The 15,207-nt window shown below is 75.4% G+C and carries 10 protein-coding genes; 2 read left to right on the plus strand and 8 right to left on the minus strand.

Annotation, left to right across the window (positions count from 1 at the left end; translation table 11 throughout):
• The first annotated feature begins 84 nt into the window (after nucleotides 1-84).
• Complete coding sequence (locus GQ466_RS17515; RefSeq protein WP_237418108.1) at nucleotides 85-1,299, plus strand: DMT family transporter; 1,215 nt, start codon at nucleotides 85-87, stop codon at nucleotides 1,297-1,299.
• 109 nt (nucleotides 1,300-1,408) lie between these two features.
• Here the strand turns inward: GQ466_RS17515 and GQ466_RS17520 are convergent, their stop codons facing one another.
• Nucleotides 1,409-3,823 carry a Tex family protein gene (locus tag GQ466_RS17520; RefSeq protein WP_378186472.1) on the minus strand — a complete coding sequence of 805 codons (2,415 nt, stop codon included), beginning with the start codon at nucleotides 3,821-3,823 and terminating at the stop codon, nucleotides 1,409-1,411.
• Nucleotides 3,824-3,980: 157 nt separating this feature from the next.
• Here GQ466_RS17520 and GQ466_RS17525 point away from each other — a divergent pair, with 157 nt between their 5' ends.
• Entirely contained in the window at nucleotides 3,981-5,558 is a 1,578-nt protein-coding gene (locus GQ466_RS17525) for a protein kinase domain-containing protein (RefSeq protein WP_161104045.1), read from the plus strand.
• Here the strand turns inward: GQ466_RS17525 and GQ466_RS17530 are convergent.
• From GQ466_RS17530 to GQ466_RS17560, 7 genes are read right to left on the minus strand one after another with little or no spacing between them, the layout of a single operon-like run.
• Nucleotides 5,552-6,784 carry a molybdopterin-guanine dinucleotide biosynthesis protein MobB gene (locus tag GQ466_RS17530; RefSeq protein WP_161104046.1) on the minus strand — a complete coding sequence of 411 codons (1,233 nt, stop codon included), beginning with the start codon at nucleotides 6,782-6,784 and terminating at the stop codon, nucleotides 5,552-5,554. The two genes, GQ466_RS17525 and GQ466_RS17530, sit on opposite strands and share 7 nt — an antisense overlap.
• Nucleotides 6,781-8,139 carry a hypothetical protein gene (locus GQ466_RS17535; RefSeq protein ID WP_161104047.1) on the minus strand — a complete coding sequence of 453 codons (1,359 nt, stop codon included), beginning with the start codon at nucleotides 8,137-8,139 and terminating at the stop codon, nucleotides 6,781-6,783. The genes GQ466_RS17530 and GQ466_RS17535 overlap by 4 nt, the downstream gene beginning before the upstream one ends.
• Before the next feature lie 20 nt (nucleotides 8,140-8,159).
• A complete protein-coding gene (locus GQ466_RS17540) occupies nucleotides 8,160-8,717 on the minus strand; it encodes a hypothetical protein (protein WP_161104048.1) in 558 nt (185 codons plus the stop codon).
• Nucleotides 8,714-9,832 (minus strand): hypothetical protein, encoded by a 1,119-nt coding sequence (locus tag GQ466_RS17545; RefSeq protein WP_161104049.1) that lies wholly within the window; start codon nucleotides 9,830-9,832, stop codon nucleotides 8,714-8,716. The genes GQ466_RS17540 and GQ466_RS17545 overlap by 4 nt, the downstream gene beginning before the upstream one ends.
• Nucleotides 9,832-12,444, minus strand: a complete 2,613-nt coding sequence (locus GQ466_RS17550) for a hypothetical protein (RefSeq protein WP_161104050.1) — start codon at nucleotides 12,442-12,444, stop codon at nucleotides 9,832-9,834. Before GQ466_RS17550 ends, GQ466_RS17545 begins: the two co-directional genes overlap by 1 nt.
• Nucleotides 12,441-13,787 (minus strand): TRAFAC clade GTPase domain-containing protein, encoded by a 1,347-nt coding sequence (locus GQ466_RS32845; protein ID WP_161104051.1) that lies wholly within the window; start codon nucleotides 13,785-13,787, stop codon nucleotides 12,441-12,443. Before GQ466_RS32845 ends, GQ466_RS17550 begins: the two co-directional genes overlap by 4 nt.
• A gap of 2 nt (nucleotides 13,788-13,789) precedes the next feature.
• Entirely contained in the window at nucleotides 13,790-14,863 is a 1,074-nt protein-coding gene (locus GQ466_RS17560; protein ID WP_161104052.1) for a hypothetical protein, read from the minus strand.
• Nucleotides 14,864-15,207: the final 344 nt, after the last annotated feature.

Here is a 15,207-nt window from a genome sequence, read left to right on the forward strand (position 1 = left end):
ATCACCCAGCGCCGTCGATTCCCTACCAAGCGCGCTACCTGGGCATGTGACATGGAGCACCCGGACCCCCCATACTCTTCCGGGATGAACGGGATAGCTGCGGCCTTCGGCGCGACGGCTCTGTACTACCTCGGCTTCGCCGTGTTCAAGCTCGCGGCGGACCGGATGGAGCCCCTGCGCGGCAACCGAATCGTGCACATGATCTGGACCATCCTGTCGAGCTGGGTGTTCCTCGTGGCGCTGGCGATCGTCCTGTGCGGGCTCAGCCTGCAGATCGTGGCGCTGTCCAAGCTGTCGCTCGGCGTGGCCGTCCCGATCTTCATGTCGGGCGTCGTCCCGCTGCTGCTGATCGCGATGGTGTTCTTCCGCGAGCGGCTGTCGGCGCGCGAATGGCTGAGCCTGCTGCTCATCGGCGGGGCGATCCTGCTGCTGGTGGCGTCCACGGGCAACCCGCCGCCGGTGCGGACGGTCGACGTGCCGCTGTGGAAGATCGGCGTCGTGGCGATCCCGGCGCTGCTCGGGCCGCTCGTGCTGCTGCTGTTCCAGGACTACCGCCCCGACGGCCGGCACGCGCGTCCCATCACCGGCATCGCCTACGGGATGCTCGCCGGGTTCCCGGTCGGGACGGCCGAGCTGGCGATCAAGGGGTGGAGCGACTCGGAGGCGTCGGGCTTCGGCGTCCTCGCGACCGTGTACCCGTACCTGACGGTGCTGGCCGCGGCGCTCGGGTTCGGGATCCTCGTGGCGGCGTTCCAGCGCTGCCGCGTGTCGGTCGTCGCGATGATCATGACGGTCAGCGCGAAGACGTACCTGCTGCTCATGGGCACGTTCATCTACGACGAGCCGTGGCCGACGGACCGGCTGAACTCGACGCTGCGCGTGGTGGCGCTGGCGATCGGGCTGCTCGCGGTGCTCCAGTTCCCCCGGCACCGGCCCGTCCCGCACAGCGATCTTCCGCTCGGCGCGGACGCCGGTGTGCTGGAGGGCGACCCGTTCGGTGAGCCGCCGATCGGTCCGCGTTCGTCGTCGTCGGGGCTGACGGGCCTGTCCCGCTCGGAGTACGGCCTGGCGTCCGCGCCGACGCCGCTGGACGGTCCGGCGTTCGGCCGCAACCCGTTCGCGCCCGACGCGCAGGACCGCGACCCGCTGGCCGCGGACCCCCTGGCCGGTGACCCGCTCGGCCGCGACCCCCTCGGACGCGGCCCGTACGCCCCGGACGAGCGGCAGCCCCCGCCGCCCGAGACCGGCAGCGGACGGCACCGGATGCCCGAGGACAACCACAACCCGCCCTGGCAGTAGCCCGTCCCGCTGATCTGAACGCCGCACCGCCATGCCCGGTCGCGGCCACGTTCGGGCTCGTGGTGATCACGCCGGGTGCCCGGCGCGGCCTCCCGCGCCGGGCGTCCGGTCAGCGCTTCTTCTTGTCGCGGGGGTCGGGCAGGCCGCCGGTCAGCCCGGCGCGGCGCAGCGCGTCCGCCATCGCGCCGCTCGCGGGCGGCGCGGCGGGCCGGCCGCGCGGCGCGTTGCGGTTGCCGGGCTGCTGACGGGCGGGCCGCCGCTTCTGGCCCGGGTTCTGGCCCGCGTTCTGGCCCGCGTTCTCGGTGCGGGCCTCGTCGGTCAGCCGCAGCGTGAGGGAGATGCGCTTGCGCGGCAGGTCGACGTCCAGGACCTTGACGCGGACGATGTCGCCGGGCTTCACCACGTCGCGCGGGTCGGCGACGAAGCGGTCGGACATCGCGGAGATGTGGACCAGGCCGTCCTGGTGGACGCCGACGTCGACGAACGCGCCGAACGCGGCCACGTTCGTCACGACGCCCTCCAGGACCATGCCCTTCTCCAGGTCCGACAGCTTGTCGACGCCCTCCTTGAACGCGGCGGCGCGGAAGACCGGACGCGGGTCGCGGCCGGGCTTCTCCAGCTCGGCGAGGATGTCGGTGACGGTCGGCAGGCCGAACGCGTCGTCCACGAAGTCGGCGGGGCGCAGCGAGCGCAGGACGGCCGTGTTGCCGACGATCCCGGCGACGTCCGAGCCCGCCGCCGCGAGGATCCGGTGGACGACCGGGTACGCCTCGGGGTGGACGCTGGAGGAGTCGAGCGGGTCGTCGCCGCCGGGGACGCGCAGGAACCCCGCGCACTGCTCGAACGCCTTCGGGCCGAGGCGCGGCACGTCGCGCAGCCCGGAGCGGGAGCGGAAGCGGCCGTTGGCGTCGCGGTGGGCGACGATGTTCTCCGCCAGGCCCTCGCTGATGCCGGACACGCGGGTGAGCAGCGGGACGGACGCGGTGTTGACGTCCACGCCGACCGCGTTCACGCAGTCCTCCACGACGGCGTCCAGGGACCGCGACAGCTTGGTCTCCGACACGTCGTGCTGGTACTGGCCGACGCCGATGGACTTGGGGTCGATCTTGACCAGCTCGGCCAGCGGGTCCTGGAGGCGGCGGGCGATGGAGACGGCGCCGCGCAGCGACACGTCCATGCCGGGCAGCTCGCGGCCCGCGTACTCCGACGCCGAGTACACCGACGCGCCCGCCTCCGACACCATGATCTTGGTGAGCTTCAGGTCGGGGTGGCGGGCGATGAGGTCGGCGGCGAGCTTGTCGGTCTCGCGGGACGCGGTGCCGTTGCCGATCGCGACGAGGTCCACGTGGTGCTCGCGGGCGAGGCGGGCCAGCGTCGCGATCGACTCGTCCCAGCGGCGGCGCGGCTCGTGCGGGAAGATCGTGTCGGTGGCGACGACCTTGCCGGTGCCGTCCACGACCGCGACCTTCACGCCGGTGCGCAGGCCCGGGTCCAGGCCCATCGTGGCGCGGGTCCCGGCGGGCGCGGCGAGCAGCAGGTCGCGCAGGTTGGCGGCGAAGACGCGGACGGCCTCGTCCTCGGCCTCCTGCCGCAGCCGGGTGCGCAGGTCGATGCCGAGGTGGACGAGCACGCGCGTCCGCCACGTCCAGCGGACGACCTCGCCGAGCCACGCGTCGCCCGGACGGCCCCGGTCCTCGATGCCGAACCGGCGCGCGATCTCGGCCTCGAACGACGAGCGAACGCCCGGGCCGGGGTCTTCTTCGGGCTCCAGTTCGAGGTCCAGGACCTCTTCCTTCTCGCCCCGGAACAGCGCGAGGACGCGGTGCGAGGGCAGCTTGGCGAACGGCTCGGCGAAGTCGAAGTAGTCGGCGAACTTGGCGCCCGCCTCCTCCTTGCCGGGACGGACCTTCGCGACGACGCGGCCCCGCGTCCACATGCGCTCGCGCAGCGCGCCGATGAGGTCGGCGTCCTCGGCGAACCGCTCCACGAGGATGGACCGGGCGCCCTCCAGCGCGGCGGTCGCGTCGGCGACGTTCTTGTCGGCGTCGACGTACGCCTCGGCCTCGGCGCGCGGGTCGCGGCCGGGATCGGCCAGCAGCAGTTCGGCGAGCGGTTCGAGCCCGGCCTCGCGGGCGATCTGCGCCTTGGTGCGCCGCTTGGGCTTGTACGGGAGGTAGATGTCCTCCAGCCGGGCCTTGGAGTCGGCCGCCACGATCTGGGCGCGCAGCTCGGCGGTGAGCTTGCCCTGCCCGTCGATCGACTCCAGGATCGCGCCGCGCCGCTCGTCCAGCTCGCGCAGGTAGCGCAGGCGTTCCTCCAGCGCGCGGAGCTGCGCGTCGTCGAGGGCGCCGGTGGCCTCCTTGCGGTAGCGGGCGATGAACGGGACGGTCGAACCGCCGTCGAGCAGGTCCACGGCGACGCGGACCTGGCCCTCCCGGACGCCCAGCTCGCCCGCGATCCGCGCGGTGATCGGCGGCGGTGCCTGGTCGTCGGGTCCGGCGGTGTGGCTGATGGTCGCTGTCACGGTCTCGATTCTTTCTCCCCGGTGGCGTCGCTCGTGCATTGTTCCGGGAACCCGGGCCCGTTGTCGCCCCGTCGGAGTGAGTCGGAGTGAGGCGGCGCGACGGCCGGACCGGCGGCGCCGCGCCACGGTACATTTGCGACGCGGCGGAAGGATCGGTGTGACGCGGGAGACGTGGGAGGCGGCCGACTTCCCGGCGGCGCTCCGGGACCGGTTCACCCCCCGGTCCGTGCTGGACGTCGGCGCCGAGTCGGTGGTCTACCTGGCGGACTCGGCGGCGGGCACGGTCGTGGTGAAGGTGGACAAGGAGTTCCCGGCCGATCTGGACCAGATGCTGGTCCTCGCGCGGCGGGGCTCGGCGCGGCACGTGCCCCGGATCTACGGGTACGGCAACGTCGAGCACGACGGCGGCACGGTCGGGTGGACGGCCGAGGAGTACTGCGTCCACGGCTCGCTGCGGGACGTCATCCACGGCGCGGCGCCCCCGGCGGGCGACCGGGAGCTGCACGCGATCGTCGCCGAGCTGGCCGAGTGCCTGCACTTCTGGCTGGACGACCTGAACCTCACGCACACCGACGTGAAGCCCGCGAACGTCCTCGTCCGGTCGCGCGACCCGTACGAGCTGGTCATCGGGGACTTCGGCGGGACGGGCCGCAACGTCCGGCGGCGGCGCGACCCCGGCGGGATCGTCGTGCTGACGACCTGGGCGTACGCGGCGCCGGAGACCGCGCGGGGACGGCCGGACGCGCGGTCGGCGTGGTGGGCTCTCGGGATCATCGTCCACGAGCTGCTGACGCGCCGCACGCCGTACGGAAACATGACGCCCGAAGAGGTCCGCGCGGCGTTGACGGCCCGGCGCCCGCCGCCGCTGGACGCGGTGCGCGACCCGGCGTGGCGCCCGCTGGTCGAGGGGCTGCTGACGGTCGATCCGGCGCGGCGGTGGACGTACGAGCAGGTCGCCGGGTGGGTCGCGGCGGAGAACCCGCCGCCGCGCTTCCAGGGCCGGACGTACCGGGCCATCGAGGACCTGGCCGACGATCTGGAACGCCACTGGCGGGCGGGCGCCGTCTGGCTCGCGGACGGGAACGGCGACGCGCTCGCGGACTGGCTCGTCGCGCGCGGCACGGACCCGGCGTCGGTCCGGCACCTGCGCGCGGTGTCGGCCGGACGGGCGCCGCTGGCCCTCGCCCGGCTCGCCGCCGACGTCCTCGGGGACCTGCCGCCGCGCTTCCAGGGCCGTCCGGTCGACGCGGCCGGGCTGCTCGCGCTGGCGCGGGGCGGCGAGTCCGGGCAGCGGCTGCTGTGGGAGGCGGTGGACGGCGGGATCCTCGCCGAGGCCGCCCGGCACCGCTGCGGGCACCACGGCTGCGCGGACGGCTGCGCGCTGCTGCGCCGCGTCCACGCCGAGGCGCCCGAGGTGGTGCGGCGCGCGGAGTCCCGGCTCGGCTGGCTGCGCGACCGGGTGCTGCACGGCTACGACCGCGCGGGGCGGCGGCGTCCGGCCGAGCTGCCGTCGGGGGCGGAGTGGGCGGCGCTGTGGGCGCGCGCGACGGAACTGACGCTCGACCCGGACGCGGCGGGCCAGGTCCACGCTCTGGCCCGGGCCGTCCCGCCGGGCGCCGCGTGGTGGGACGAGCGGCGGTCCTTCGCCGACCCGTCGACGCTGGACGGGCGCGCCGACCTCGCGGTGACGGCGCTGCTCGTCCGGCACGCGTGGCGGACGGCCGTCTCTCAGTAATAAAGCGGGGGCGGAGGCGGGCCCGGCGGCTCCTCCATCTCGATCGCCGGGACCAGCCCCGTCATGCTGAACAGCGACAGCAACGGGCGCAGGACCCGTTTCGGGCCGAACCCGTCGTCGGGGAACGCGCCCAGCTCGCGGTCGGGGAGCTGCGGGACGCCCGACGCGGACGCGAAGTGCAGCGTCACCGGCGAGCCCGGCTGGAACGGCTCCAGCCACAGTTCCGCGCCGCGCCGCCGCAGGAACTGGAACGCCTCGCGGCTCTCCAGCTTGGCGGTGCGCAGGTCGGCGAGGCGGGTCTCGTCCTGACGGCCGATCCAGCGGGTGACGGTCTCGTCGTCGGCCACGCCGTCCAGGACGTCGGACTTGGCCACGACGATCACCGCGGGGACCGGGCCGCGCGACGGCGCGTCGGTGAGCTGCGCGATCGCGGCGGCGAAGCCCGGCTCGGGCGGCCACGGGTTCCAGCGGTCGCCCGAACGGAGGCCGCTGCCGTCCGCGACGTAGATGAGGCCGTCCACGAGGCTCATGAACGGGGTCGCCTCGTACTCGTGGCCGACGAAGTGCTCCCCCGCGACGTCGAAGAACACGACGGCGTGGGAGCGGCCCGTGTGCGCGCTCGCGACGCGCAGCCCGTAGGCGAACTCGGGCCGGTCGCTGCGGGCCGTCCGGGCCAAGACGCGGCGGTGCTCCAGGAACGGGCGGACGCGGTCCTCGTAGAAGCGCTGGCGCAGCCGTCCGTCCAGCGGCCGGAAGGTCAGCTCGCCCGCCAGCATCGCGCGGCGCCGCTCCAGCTGGGCGATCATCGAGGTGAGCAGGTGCGTCTTGCCCGCCGCCGACGCGCCGACGATCCCGATGATCAGCGGCTCCAGCTCGCCGTAGTCGGCGGGCAGGTAGTGCGGCTCGCCGTCGCCCCGGCACTGCCGCTTGGCGCCGAGCGTCCGGTGCCGCCAGCGCTCGTCGGACTCGCCGAGGGCGCGCGTCAGCACCTCGGGGCCCTCGGTGGTCTCCCGGATGAGCGGGACCGTCCCGAAGTCCTGCCAGTCGATCGTGTTGAGGCAGTACGGGCAGGTCACGGAAGGGCCCGGCGCGGGCTGGCCGTACTGCTGCCCGAACGCCCGGGGCTGCTGCCCGTACTGCTGCGTCCGCCCGTCCTGCGCGGGCGGCAGGCCGTAGGGGTTCTTCGGGTCACCGTAGGGGCCGGGCTGGCGGGGCGGGGCGGTCATGGCAACACCACCAGGAGGACGAGGACGAGGACGACGAACAGCGCCGGCCAGAGGACGGCGGGATGAAGACGGCGGTTGCCGTCCTCGTTCTTGCTGAACGGGAAATCCGGGGGCAGGAACGGGCGGCCCGGCGCAGGCTGCCCGTACTGCTGCGCAGGCTGCCCGTACTGCTGCGCAGGCTGCCCGTACTGCTGCGCAGGCTGCCCGTACTGCTGCGCAGGCTGCTGCCCGTACTGCTGCGGCTGCCGGTTCTGCGGGGGCGGCGGGCCGGACGTCGCGGGCCCGGGGACGTCCGGCCGCGGCTGCGGGCCGGATCCGCGCGGCACCGCTGGCTTGGGGCCCGTCCAGCTCCGGTCGAACTCCTCGCCCGCGACGAGTTCGTCGTCGGCGGGCTGCGCCGGAGGCCGCTCGGGAGGCTGCTCGCGTGGCTGCGGGGGACGCTGCGGGCGGGGGTTCGGCTGCGTCCCCCCGCTCGGCGGCAGGTACTTGACCCGGTCGGTGCCGACGTGGTCGGGGTCGGCGGAGTCGCGCGCCGTCCCGGGCTCCCCCGGCGCGGCCACGGCGCCCTGCGGCTGCACCGGCGCGGGCGCTGGGCCGGGCGCGGAGGCGGGGGTGGGCCGCGGCCAGGCCGTCATGCGCTCCAGGAGCGCGGCGGCCGTCACGTCGGCGCCCTCGTAGACGGGACGCAGCACGACCGCGAGGTCGGGATGGAAGCTCGTCAGCCAGTGCAGTTCCTTGGCGCGCTGGGTGTGGTCGCCGTCGGGCGCGAGCGCCGACGGGCCGCCCGACGCCAGCCAGTGCAGCAGCGCGGCGGCGGCCGACACGTCGCGGGCGAGGTCGTCGTCGGACGGCTGCCCGTACGCCTCGGTGAGGTCGGCGATCTGCAGCCGCGTCCCGTCGAACAGGACGGTCGAGGGCGTGATGTTGCGGTGCGCGTACCCGTTGTCGGCGAGCAGCCGCAGCGCCGTGAACAGGTCCCGGACGGGATGCCAGAGCTGCTGGTCGCGCAGCGGGAGGCGGCGCGCGTCGACGGGCCTGCCGCGCCGGGTCTGGAGCAGCCGGGCGCGGCCGTCCTCGGCGTCGAGGTCGTGGCCGAGCAGGTCGGCGAACTGGTCCGCGCGCAGCCCGCCCATGCGGAACGCGCCGAACACGCCGAGTTCGGCGTCGAGCGCGCGGCGGCCGGACAGCCCGTGGGCGACCTTGTAGAGGCAGTCGACCGGGCGGCCGTCGGGTCCGGCGACGGTGCCGAAGTGCGCGGTGTAGCGCGCCCCGCCGACGGCGGCGGCCTCCAGCGCCAGGTCGAACACGACCCGGTCGCCGGACGGCGTCCAGAGCGGCACCCGCTCGGTTCTCATCGCCTCGCCTCCCGGTTCGGTCAGTTCTGGTAGAAGAACGTGATGATCTGGACCGCGTCGGCGCCCTCGCTGCCCGTCCACGCCGCGCGGTAGATCGCCTCGCCGAACCGGTCGTCGCCCGTCCGGATGACCTTGGCGGCCCGCTGGCCGAGCTGGACGCCCCGGTTGACGTCGCTCTGCGCGCCGTAGACGAGGAAGAACCCGACCTTGAGGCCGTCGCGGAGCTGCCGGTCGCAGGACGCCCGTCCCGCCTTGGTGTGCATCTCGGGTCCGTGCAGCCAGGACGGGTGCTCGCCGCGCAGCGCGCCCCGCACCTTGGACAGCAGATCGGTCCGGGCCGAGGACGCGCCGCCGAGCAGCCCGTCGGCCCGCACCGGGATCATGAACTCGCAGAACTCCTGGCCGAGGACGCGCGGCCCGTCCGGCGTCGGCCGCTTCTCCGGCGTCTTCCCGACGGCGATCTGCGCGCGCGGCTGGACGGCCATCGCGACGAGGAACAGCACGAGCATCAGGTCGGCGAACAGCCAGCCGGCCAGGTGCCCGCCCCCGAACCGGCGGCGCGGACGGCGGCGGCTCATCGCGGCGCGCCGTCGTCGCGGCGGCGCAGGTAGTCCACGAACGTCCGGGACTCGCCCACGAAGTCGCCGAGGTCGCGGACGGCGTCCGACAGCCGCAGCGCGGTGTCCGCCATCGCCTTGCTCCCCGCCTCCTGGTAGTGCCGGGTGACGTCGGCGTGGTCGGCGGTGGCGAGCGTCGCGTCCTCGACGGCCTTCAGCAGCGCGGCCAGCTCGGCGCGCAGCTCGCGCTGCCCGGCGGCGATGTCGGACTGCAGGGAGCGGAACGCGTCGATCGTCTCGGCCGGGACGCGCAGCGCGGCGAGCGAGTCCTCCAGCACCGACGCCTTGTCGATCCAGCGCTGGATGGCCTCCTCGATCCGCTTGCCGCCGGTGCTCTCCAGCGCGGCGCGGACCTCCTCGGCGGTGCCCGCGAGCCGGTCCACGAGCGCGCCGACGCTCGCCTCCATCGTCTGGACGTACGCGCGCAGCTCCCGGTAGGAGACGTCGATGTCGGCGTTCCCGGTGATCAGGTGGCCGGCGAGCGCGAGGTCCTGCGCGATCTGGGCGCGTTCGGCCTCGTAGCGGGGCCGCTCCAGCCGGTTCTCCCCCGCGTTCACCGCGACCGCGACCGCGATCATCCCGAGGACGGCGAGGACGACCCACAGCGCCGTCTGCGACAGCGGCGTGAAGTCCTCGATCCCCCGGCGGATGTGGTCGGGGTCGAACGAGCCCGCCTGCCAGCCGAGCAGGAACGACGCCTGGCTGCCCGCGTCGCCGTACGCGGCGAGCGCCTCGTGCAGCATGAACCAGGTGATGAGGATGGGGACGAACACCAGCACGTCCCGCAGCGTCCGCGCCCAGCCGACCAGCCGCTCCAGCCCGCGCGACGGCGGCGGCTCGGGCAGCAGCGCCTCGGCCGGGTAGGCGGCGGCCAGGTCGATCGCCGCCGGGAGGCGCCCGGTGGCCGGGTCCAGCTCGTCGGCGAGCCGCAGGAGCAGCTCCGGGCCGGTCGCCGCCGGACGGTCGGCCGCGCGGACGCGGCGCAGCGCGTCCTCGGCGTACCGGCGGAACCGGCCGCTGATCGCGGCGAGCGCCTCGTCGGGGGCGGTGACCGCGAGGGCCGATCCAGACGCCATCAGGGTCCGTTCCCATCGTTGTTCTGCTGGTGCTTCTTCTGCCCGTCGGGCTTGACCTCGTCCGACGGCGACGGGCTCACGGTCTTGGTGACGTACACCGTCGGCCCGGGCTTCGGCTTCTCGCCCGACCCGCCGGTGAAGGCCAGCAGGAGCACGAGGATGAGCAGCACGAGCACGATCGCGCCGCCGCCGAGCAGCAGCCGCCGGTCCTGCGCGCCGAGCCACGCGGCGAAGCCCGCCGCGCGCCCGACCGGCTCGGCGGGCTCGGCGGGCTTGTCCTGCGACCCGCCGTTCTGCCCGTTGCCCTGTCCGCCGCCGTGGCTGGCCGCCTGCGCCTCCGAGCGGAACGGCGCGGGCGGCAGCGGCGCCTGCGACGGCTCCTCCTTGGCCCAGCGCGGCGTCGCGGGGGCCGGGACGCGCTCGGTCCGGATCTCGACCGCCTTGTGGTGCGGCGTCCGCAGCGCCGCGTCGACGGTGGCGGCGGGCAGCCCGAGTTCGGCGCCCGACCGCCGCGCCAGCGCCAGCAGCACCGGCACGACCGCGTCCTCCCCGGCCGCCTGGAGCAGCGCGAACAGGAACGGCTCGGGACCGTCCAGCGCCAGCAGCTCCTCCGCCTCGGCGGCGGTGAGCCCGGCGGCGCGCCCGTCGCCGTCGGCGACGCGGTAGGCGACGCCGAGCAGGATCCCGTACGCCGAGCACCGGGCGGCGGCGGCCGGCCACGTCCGCTCGACGGGGTCGATGAGGAACCGGGACGAAAGCAGCACGCGCCGACTGGCCGTGCGCTCGTCCGGCGTGTACTCGCGGGCGTCGAGGACCCACAGCACGGCGCTGACGAAGATGCCCTCGTCCGGCCGGGCCTGCGCCGCGCGGATCAGTCCCGCGGTCGGCAGCGTCTCCAGCATCGTCTGCAGGTCCGCCGTCCGGGCGCCGCACGCCGCCGCGTGGCACGCGACGTCCACGACCTCCTTGCCGCCGCCGAGCAGGTCGGCCAGGGCGTGCCAGGGACGGAACTCGGTGCGCGTCCCGTCGGCGGGCAGGTCGGCGAGGACGGTCCGCAGCTCCTGCTCCGGCACGCCGTAGCCCAGCTCGAACACCTGCCGGTACAGGGCGGTCTCCGCGTCGCCCGCCAGGTCCTCGGCGAGGACGATCCGCGCGATCGTGTCGTGGAACGCCTCGGTCTCGCGCAGCAGCTCCCGCACGTCCGCGTCGCCCCGGCGGCGCCGCGAGCGGGCCGCCCCGGCGTGCGCGGTGGCGAGGAAGTGGCGCGCGGCGCGGGTGTCGTCCGCCGCCGCCAGCTCCGCGCTCCAGCGCAGCAGCCGGACGGGCGTCATGCCGGGCAGCAGCGCGCCGATCGTCGGGTCCGCCGACAGGTCCAGCCCGAAGCGCAGCGCGAAGAAGATCGCGCCGTGCTCGTGCGTCGGCGTGATCTCCGCCTGCCCGGCCCGCCACTGCGCGAGGACGTCGGCGGCCTCCTGCCCGACGCCGAGCGCCCCCGCGGCCGTCAGCAGCCGCTTGGCGGCCTCGCGGTCCTGCTCGGCGTCGGCGAGGTAGCGCAGGGCGCCGATGCGGCTCAGCGTCCGCCCGGCCTCGTCCAGCCCGCGCGGCGGGTGCGCGGCCCAGCGCGCGAGCCGGTCGGCGAGGACGGCGATCGGGACGAGCCGGGTCTCCGCGCGCAGCCGCTCCTGCCCGGCGGGGCCGTTGAGGTGGCGGCGGCCGGGCTCGTCCAGCGTCCCGTCGAGCGCGCGGTCGACCAGCGTCAGGACCGTGGACGCGCGCTGGTGCTCGGCCTCCACCCAGTCCAGCAGCAGTTCGGGGTCCGACAGCGGCGCGGCCGGACGCGTCAGCGCCCCCGCCCCGAGGTCGGCCAGCAGGCCCGCCGCGCGCGCGAACCGGGGGTCGGCGGGCGGCGCGGTCGTGAGCAGGGTGCGGCCCCGGCGCGCCTCCGGGGACGCCAGCGCCAGCACCCGGGGGCGGACGGCGGCGCGGGTGACGTCGGCGCCGAGCATGACCGTCCACGGCAGGTCGCCCGCGGTGCCGTCCAGGCGGGCGACGAGCCCGGCGACGAGCCCGTAGTCGTCCGGCGCGATCTCGGCCGTGTAGGCGTCGGCGGGCGCGGCGAGGACCCCGGCGAGCAGGCCGCGCAGCGCGTCCGGGCGCACCGGCAGCACGTCCAGCCCGGCGTCGGCGAGCTTGCGCAGGTCGCGGGCGTGCTCGGGACGCAGGGTCGGCGGCGTGCGGCCCGCCGCGTCGGCGGTGATCCAGCCGGACCAGTCGTGCAGGCCGAGGGCGAGCCGCGCGTCGACGGTGTCGGCCGCGCCGACGAGCGCGTGGACGACCTGCGAGATCCGCCCGTTCGGGTCGCGCGCGGGCAGCACGCGCAGCACCGCGCCCTCCCCGCCGGTCTGGCCGAACGTCAGCGCGCCGAGCGCCACGCACTCGGGCGCGCCGTGGAACCACTGCCCGACGGCGATGTCACCGCCCGCGAGCCGCTGGTTCCACATGCGCAGCGCGTCCGGGCCGAGCGACGACGCGACCGGGCCGAGCCCGCTCCCGCCGATGAGCAGCCGGTCGGACCAGGTGAAGACGATGTGGTCGACGCGGTCCCCGGTCATGACGCCTCCGGGTCGATCATCTGCCGGGGCAGGACGCCCCGCATCGCGAGCAGCGACAGCAGCGGCCGGAGCACGCGCTGCCGGCGGAACGAACGTTCGGGGTACTCGCCGTCCTCGGGGTCCACGCCGGTCGCGGACGCGAAGTGCAGCGTGGCGTCCGCGCACTCCTGGACGGGCGCCAGCCACGAGCCCGCGCCGCGCGCCCGCAGGAACACGTAGGCGTCCTCGGACTCCTGCTCGACGGTCGTGAGGTCGAGGTCGTCGTCGCGGACGATCCACCGGTCGACCTCGGGGAACGTCCGCAGCCTGTCGGACTTGGCGACGACCAGCGCCGCCGGGACCGGCAGGAACTGCTGCCCGCCGCGCGCCCGCACCTGGTCGATGTGGGTGAGCACGGCGGTGAAGCCGGGGTCGGCGACGGGCGCGCCGGGCCGGACGTCGAGGTCCGCGCCGTCGGCCACGAAGACCAGCGCGTCCGCGACGGCCATGAACGGCGTCATCTCGGCCGTGTCCCCGGCGGTAAAGATCTCGCCCGCGACGTCGAAGACCAGCAGCGCGTACTGCTCGCCGGTGTGCCCGCTGGTCACGCGGTACGCGCAGGTGAACTCGGGCGTGCCCCGGAATGTGCGGGGCAGCACCTTGCGCTCGCTGAGCAGGCCGAGCTGGTACTTCTCGGTGAGCGTCCGCTGGAGCCTCGCGTCCAGCGGCAGGACGTTCAGCCGGTGGGTGATCTTGAGCGCGGCGTTCTCCAGCTCCTGCATCATCGCCGCGAGCAGGTGCGACTTGCCGGAGCTGGACTTGCCGACGAGTCCGATGATCAGCGGCTTCATCCCGCCGAGGGACGCGGGGATGTAGTGGTCCTCGCCCGCCACGTCGCAGATCCGCCAGGCGTGCATCGTGCGCGTGCGCCAGCGGGCGTCCGATTCGCCGGGCTGCGGGCGCAGCGGCGTGTCGACCCCCGCCTCGTCGCGGTCGACGAGCGGCGCCTTGTTCCAGTCGAACTCGCTCAGGCAGTACGGGCAGGTCATCTTGCGCCCGGCCGGGCCGTCGGGCGGGCCGGGCTCGCGCTTGACCTTCCCGCGCGACGGGCCCGGCTCGCGGACCGGCTGCGGACCGGACTGCCGCGTCTCCTGCCGTGCTTCGGGCTGCACGGCGGGCTGCTGCACGGCCTGCGGGAGGCGGGCGCTGGACACCGCCGCGCCGCTGCTCCCGGCCGCCGAGGCCGGGTCGGGGGCGCTCCGCTCGCTCTGCGGCTCCGGCGCGGGCCGGTCGCCGTCGGCGGGCGGCATCAGGAACGGTCCCTCGATTCTCGACGGGACTTCCGGAGCCGGTGGCTCGCTCACGGTCACCTCACCATCAGGACGACGACGACGATCAGCACGAGGACGATCGCCCCGGCGAAGACGAACAGGGCCGGCGACGCGCCGTCGCCGGTGGGCGTCGCGGGCCGGGGCGCCGCCGTCGGGGGCGAGAACGCGTCGACGGCCGCGCGCGGACGGCGCGACGGCGTGCGCTCGGTCGTGCGGCGGCGGAACTCGCGCTGCTGGCGGCGCAGCTCCCGGAACTCGGTCCGGAACGCGTGGTCGCGGTCGCCGGGCGCGGCCGGACGGCGGGCCGGCGCGGGCTGGACGGGCTGCGCCTCGGGCGCGGTCCGGGCCGGCGCGTGGCGCGGCGCGGTCTCGACGAGCTGCGCGGCGATCGCCGCCGGGGGCACGAGCGGCCCCGGCCCGGCGTGCAGGGCGGGCGCGAGGACGGCCGCGAGCGCGGGGTCGATCCGGGCGAGGTCGGCGAGCAGCGCGTCCGGGGGGCCGCCGTGGTGGCGGCCGGTCGCGAGCCGGTGGATCACGCGGGCCGCCGCCTGCACGTCCGGCATCTCGCTCGCGGGCAGCCCGGTGGGCGTCGCGAGCGCGGACCCGGCGAGCGCGGCGCCCGGGCCGAGCGGCTGGACGTGCCCGAGTTCCTGGATCTCCAGGCGGCGGCCGTCCCAGAACACGCTCTCGGGCGACACGGCCCGGTGCGCGAAGCCGTGCTCCTCCAGCGCGGCGAGCGCGCCGAACAGGTCGCGGGCCGCGCGCGCGAGCTGGACGGCGTCCAGGCGCGGCGCCGGGTCGAGCCGGGCGATCGGCAGGCCGCGCCGGGTGACGAGCAGGCAGACGGGGTCCTCGGCGGTGCGGAAGCCGAGCAGCGCGCCGAAGCACGCGTGCCGTCCGCCGACGCGGTCGAACACCTCCGCCTCGCGGCGCAGCACCCGCGCTCCGGCGGGCGACACGGCGACCTTGAGAAGGCTCGGGCGTCCTTCGGTGCGGCCGTGGCGGTGGGTGAACAGGGCGTCTTCGTACTCCGGGCCGTCCGGCTCGAACGCGAGCCGCACCCGGCCCGGCTGCCCGAAGGACTTCTGCAGGACGAGCGTCTGCTCCACCGGCACCCCCGTCCAGTCGTTGAGTTGGTGCGTCCTATTTACGGCAAACCTACCGGGCCGCTCAAGTCGGTTCGCCCTGTAATGCAAGGCGAATTCCGGCCGATTGTCTGGACCGGTCCAAACACCACCCGGCCCCGCGAACGTCGAGGAGAACCGGGAGCCACTCCATGAGACGCGCGCGGCGCCCGTTTGTTTCCGCCGAGTCGCTAACTGGCCGGATCCGGACATGGAATGGAAGACGGGCCGCGCAATTACCGTCTCGTGGCGCGGACGGTAATTGCGCGGCGAAGACCTCCCCCGACAGGGGGTCTAGGCCCCCTGCGCCCGCGCTCCCCCGCCGGTGA

It is taken from the genome of Actinomadura rayongensis (assembly GCF_009831215.1).
GTDB lineage: Bacteria > Actinomycetota > Actinomycetes > Streptosporangiales > Streptosporangiaceae > Spirillospora > Spirillospora rayongensis.

Coding starts and splice junctions, on each gene's coding strand:
- GQ466_RS17515 (WP_237418108.1), top strand. CDS start 85: ATGAACGGGATAGCTGCGGCCTTCGGCGCGACGGCTCTGTACTACCTC.
- GQ466_RS17530 (WP_161104046.1), bottom strand. CDS start 6,784: ATGACCGCCCCGCCCCGCCAGCCCGGCCCCTACGGTGACCCGAAGAAC.
- GQ466_RS17535 (WP_161104047.1), bottom strand. CDS start 8,139: ATGAGAACCGAGCGGGTGCCGCTCTGGACGCCGTCCGGCGACCGGGTC.
- GQ466_RS17540 (WP_161104048.1), bottom strand. CDS start 8,717: ATGAGCCGCCGCCGTCCGCGCCGCCGGTTCGGGGGCGGGCACCTGGCC.
- GQ466_RS17545 (WP_161104049.1), bottom strand. CDS start 9,832: ATGGCGTCTGGATCGGCCCTCGCGGTCACCGCCCCCGACGAGGCGCTC.
- GQ466_RS17550 (WP_161104050.1), bottom strand. CDS start 12,444: ATGACCGGGGACCGCGTCGACCACATCGTCTTCACCTGGTCCGACCGG.